Here is a 5,326-nt window from a genome sequence, read left to right as displayed (position 1 = left end):
TTTTGTTCCAGCGCAGGCTGTTGAGAAAATCCTGCCACGCCCCGGCGAAATCGGTAAAGTAACGGGCGGTCAGCCGGGCTTTCAGCTCTTCGGGGGATACCGACGCCGAGACTGTCTGACGGTTATCGCTCAGCACCCAGTCAATCGCCTCCTTACGTGACGCCACCGCCTCCGCTATCGCTTTTTGTATCCCTCCTTCCCACGCCTGACGGGTAAACATCCCCGGTATCACATGAGAGGTGGTAAACAATCGCGCCGCATCGGTGTCGCCGGTCATTTGTCTTAACGTCAGGTCAGAATAATTTTTCTCCACCGATTGCAGCATCTGCTGGTAAAGTGCCGCTTCGGCATTGTGCTTACCTAACTGGAGCAGCAACAACTGACGCGCCTGTTTAATCAACGCCTTATCCGGGGTTATCCGCCATTCAGGATGCGCGGGCAGATTCTCCGCATAAAAACTCCACAAACCCCACGCCGTATCCAGCCAGACATCAGGGGTAATACCGGCCCGCTCAAGTTCATTTTCATTCAGTATCCGGGTTAAAAACGCGGCATCCATTTTTTCCGGCTGCGCCATCATCAGATAGGCTTTCAACTGGTCATGACCGGCTTGCGCCCATTTAGCCCGCAAAGGGCTGCCCGGCGGTAAATTCACCAGCGCACTCAGTTTCGCATGCAGCACCGCGGCGGCTCTGTCCCGGATCAGGCGGTTATTAGCCTGCGCATAATAGGGCAGCACTGCCGTCAATAGTTTCTGATTCTGACTCAAACCAAAACGCTCATACCACGGTACACCATGTTCAGCCCGGTCTTGCATCCGGTCCACCTCGTTACGCAGATCCTTCAAGGCCATCAATTGGGCATCAGAGCCTTCCGGCTGAGTTTTCAAGTCAGTCACCGCCGCCTGCACCACGGCTATCTGGTCACGGTTGGTGAAAAAGGAGAGCACCATTCCGGCACCCCACAATAAGCCCAGCACCATCAGGCCACGACAGACGGTCTGTGCGCGGGGCATGCCCACCCGCCGACCGTGGAAACGACGACTGCCCTCCAGCACCCCCTGCCAGGCGGTATCGGGCAGCCAGATCTGCGGGAGGCTGGTCTTTATCGCCCGGAGCGGCAAACTGAACATCAGACCGCGCAGCGACACTACATCGCCATACTCCGCTAACCACGGCGTCAGGACCTGCTGCCAGTGCGCAATCCCCCGTTGTTTTAAGTTGGCAGACAGACGACAGAGAAAATCATGGGCCGTCTTCTCCAACAGTTGCTGCATCCCGCGCTTGCGCAACGGGTCAACCAATTCTTGCAACTGTGTCGCCACAATATCCGGGGTACAACGTTCAGGAAAAAAGCAGCCGACGGCCTGAGTGATACGATCTTCCTGAGACCAGTTGCTGTGACACACCTGCCACAGGTAGACCGGAGCCTGCCAGCGCAACTGTTGGGCCTGTTTTTGCAACATCCGCAAAGCTTTATCCATCCACACCGGCTGCGCGCTTTGGTTTTCGGTCAGCGCCCAAACAATGCCATTGAGCGTGCGGTAACGGCGCAAGCGACGCAAAGCCATCAGCTGAGCGGTATCCGGTTCCGCCGTCTGCAAACTGCCGCCCCAGAGCAACAACGAGCGATAGCCCTCCTGCCAATACGCAGTCGTCAGCCCCGGCGCGATGGCTTCCACCTGCTCCACTTCGCCCACCACCAGTAAAATGCGGACTTTATACCACCAGAACCGCCCGTAACGGAGGCGCATGCGATCGCCCAAATCACTCAATATCAAAGCGGACTGGCTGGAGCGATCCGATGCCCGATCGGTTTCAGGTCTGAGTTTTTTCTGCGCTTTATTCTGCCGAATATGCCACCAGACAGCATTGCCAAATAAGCCTATTAATAAGAGCGGAAAAACTGTGGCGTAGGCATACAATGCGGATTTAAGCAGCCCCCTTTCCTCAAGTAATGTTTTATTCAAGTAGATCAACATGAGAAATATCCCAGCAAGGCTAAGGGTAATAAAAATATACCCAAAATAGCCATATTGGTGATGACGATTAATTTTCATTGATGTAATTCCTTAGTCATTAAATAGAGGCTAGCGCTCCCCTCTGGTAATTGATTGATAACGATATGATCGCTACCGGTCAGGCTAATTGCCTCAGTTAGCATGGCTGATGCCAAAAATATCGATAGCGGCCCCGGAGGACCAAAAGTATGATCGATTAAATGAACCGAATTTTCGGTGAAAAGATTAAACTCAGAGTCATGACTGTTAATTGCCAGTTCAGTCAGAACATCATTCGTGACACCTGTTATCCAAAGGTGCCGCATGTTATTTTTATCAATACGGTTATATTCAAACAATATCTGTAAGTCTTTGATTATCTCTCCGGGTAATGAAGGTAATGTTCTTCCCATACCGGCAAAGACAGTAAGTTTTTCCTGCGTGGCAAATTTTGTCGACGAAAATAATTGAGCCGAGACAAATTCACTGTAGGCTTTCTTATTGTTTTCAGAAGGCCAGCACTGGAATGCAATAACCATTATCAGCCCTTCGAAATCATCCTCATCGTATAATTTATCGATTTCATCTCGGTTTATTATAGGTAAAGGGTTCATTTTCCACTGTCGATATATCGCAGATTCATACAAAGAGTGATCGTCGGAAGCAATATAAATCTGGCGTAAAAGAGAACGATAACCCGGACATTGTTTTTCAAAATCCTGATCAATTTTAGCTAATAATTGCCGCTTATCGCTCGATGGCAGAGATAATGCCCGTCCTTGTTCAGGAAAAGCAGGAATCTCTTTCGCATCACCTAACAGTGGCGCAATACCTTGTTGCTCAGGCGTCAGAATAATATTACCAATCACCGCCAGTTGTTTTCTGCTCCATTGCTGCCATTGGAAACGAGTTTCAGCACTGGCTTCTTCCCAAGCGTATGCTGCCGCGCAATATTGCTCATAGCGATTTAATACCGCACCAAATAACAGCAACCACACCAGAAAGGACGGTAAGCTGCTATAAATCGCCGCGTGATAGAAATCGGTGGTATCTTTTAGCACAGCGTAAACCAATGTGCCGACAATCAATATCAAAAGTAAAATGATAAACCATAATCGATAACGCAAAGGCGCCACGACTTTAAGTTCCGGTATTTCAGGTATGGGCCAACTCATAATAATAACTCGATATTATCCTGGGTAATGGAATCGAAAACGGGCAACAACAATCATATATCACCATTGAATGCATACCCTGTTTCGCATTTAAATAAAAAATCAGGCCACCGATTAATTTAACCGGTTTATCCTTATCATAGAACGTTAACGCTGGCACGCTTAAGATTCTACTTTGATCAGTAACATGACTGATAAACATAATCATCTCCTCATCCGTTTAACCATATAAACCTATACATACCATGAAGAAAATAAGGGAGCCACTCATTAATACAGCGGCAAAAATCAAGAATGACGCACTCCAGTATTTCTTATCTTTAATGCTTTTCTTTATCCGACAAATGGCAGATACATCAAGCATCACAATTATCGGCCAAGTGTAAAATAATATTAAAAGATAGACTAATAATGCCGATCCCCAAAAACCAAAACTAATCACATCTAACCTCACTAACTGATTATTTCTTTAAACATCTGGTTTCTCCTTCTGCTGATGGTTAACCCTTACATCCCTATAAGGGGTTTTATTTGAAGCATGCTATTGCCGTTTAAAAGCGCCGGGCCTTTTACGAAAAGTACTCGTTACCGCATCCCAAAACGTTATCAGTTCATTTTCACTGTACGGCGTTGCGGATGACCGATCATTCACTAATTCGATATTAACAAAAGGATTCTTATAATCCCCAGCCGTTTCATTTGCAACTAAATTAAACATATATCCCGGGATTTCAATTTCCGGTTGTTCGATGACTTTTGTCGGCACTTTCGCTAAAATTTCCTCTGTATAAGTGCCGTGAATTTCTCGTTTTCCTTTCCTTATGAGCTTAGTATGCATAGCCAGTAATACACCTTCCATACTGACAATACGATCTAACATATGGTCTTTCTCTTGAAGATCATTCAACATCTCAACCAAAAGTAAAATGATAAACCACAACCGATAACGCAAAGGCACCACTGCTTTAAGTTCCAATATTTCAGGTATGGGCCAACTCATAATAATAACTCGATATTATCCTAGGGAATGGAATCGAAAACGGGCAACAACAATCATATATCACCATTGAATGCATACCCTGTTTCGCATTTAAATAAAAAATCAGGCCACCGATTAATTTAACCGATTTGTCTTTATCATAGAACGTTAACGCTGTCACGCTTACGATTCTACTTTGATCAGTGATATGACTGAAACCAATCATATTAAACATAATCATCTCCTCATCTGTTTAATTATATAAATTTATCCATATTATTAAGGCGATAAGGGAACCACTCATGAATACAGCAGCAAAAATCAAGCGTGACGCACGCCCGTATTCCTTATCTTTAATGCATTTCTTTATCCGATAAAGAGTAAATACATCCAGTATCAGAATTATCGGCCAAGTGTAATATAGTAGTAAAAGATACATGCCTAATACAAGTTGCCAAAGCTCAAAATGAATCATATCAACCCCCACTAACTGGTTATTTCTTTAAACATCTGGTTTCTCCTTCCGCTGATTGTTAACCCTTACATCCCTATAAGGGGTTTTATTTGAAGCATGTTATTGCCGTTTAAAAGCACCGGGCCTTTTACGAAAAGTACTCGTTACCGCATCCCAAAACGTTATCAGTTCATTTTCACTGAACGGTGTTGCAGATAACCGGTCATTTCTCAGATTAATTCTAACAAAAGGGTTCTTATAATCCCCGATTGTTTCATTAGCAATTAAAATAAATTTATATCCCGGAATTTTGGTTTCCGGTTCTTCAATTTTTTCTGTCGGTGCAGTTGTTAAAACTTCCTCCGTATAAGTGCCATTAATTTCCCGTTTCCCTTTCCTTATTATCTTAGCATGCATGGACAAAAACATACCTTCCATTCCCCTCAGACGCTCTAACAGATGGTCTTTCTCTTGAAGATCATTCAATATTTCAACATTGAAAGTAAAATGATCACTTTCATCTCGCTTATAGACAAAAGTCATATTCTCTTTCTCATCATGACTGCCAGTAATAAAACCATCAGGAATACAGGTACCTGCCTCTGTAGGTATTTCTGTATCTTTTCGGCCGCTGATTCTGGATAATAAATTCCTCATTTTCATCATCGTTTTATCTGTGGTATTTAATTCATCCTCAGAAAAACCAGCTCTGATATAAC

At 44.7% G+C, this 5,326-nt stretch carries 4 protein-coding genes; all 4 read right to left on the bottom strand.

The window, feature by feature from the left end; translation table 11 throughout:
- On the bottom strand, positions 1-2,059 hold a 2,059-nt coding region (locus tag EAE90_RS22730), incomplete at its 3' end, for an ImcF-related family protein (RefSeq protein ID WP_281422391.1).
- Positions 2,056-3,174: a hypothetical protein gene (locus tag EAE90_RS22725; RefSeq protein ID WP_214055397.1), complete on the bottom strand. Its 1,119-nt coding sequence runs from the start codon at positions 3,172-3,174 to the stop codon at positions 2,056-2,058. The genes EAE90_RS22730 and EAE90_RS22725, both read right to left, overlap by 4 nt.
- Before the next feature lie 541 nt (positions 3,175-3,715).
- Positions 3,716-4,174 carry a T6SS immunity protein Tli4 family protein gene (locus tag EAE90_RS22720; RefSeq protein ID WP_246551089.1) on the bottom strand — a complete coding sequence of 153 codons (459 nt, stop codon included), beginning with the start codon at positions 4,172-4,174 and terminating at the stop codon, positions 3,716-3,718.
- Positions 4,175-4,727: 553 nt separating this feature from the next.
- Positions 4,728-5,326, bottom strand: a 599-nt coding sequence (locus EAE90_RS22715; protein ID WP_246551088.1) for a T6SS immunity protein Tli4 family protein, incomplete at its 5' end; no start/stop codon positions are given.

Origin of the sequence: Photorhabdus caribbeanensis (assembly GCF_018448885.1) — a bacterium.
GTDB lineage: Bacteria > Pseudomonadota > Gammaproteobacteria > Enterobacterales > Enterobacteriaceae > Photorhabdus > Photorhabdus caribbeanensis.
This window is presented reverse-complemented; position numbering and strand designations above follow the sequence as displayed.

Coding starts and splice junctions, on each gene's coding strand:
- EAE90_RS22720 (WP_246551089.1), bottom strand. CDS start 4,174: ATGAGTTGGCCCATACCTGAAATATTGGAACTTAAAGCAGTGGTGCCT.
- EAE90_RS22725 (WP_214055397.1), bottom strand. CDS start 3,174: ATGAGTTGGCCCATACCTGAAATACCGGAACTTAAAGTCGTGGCGCCT.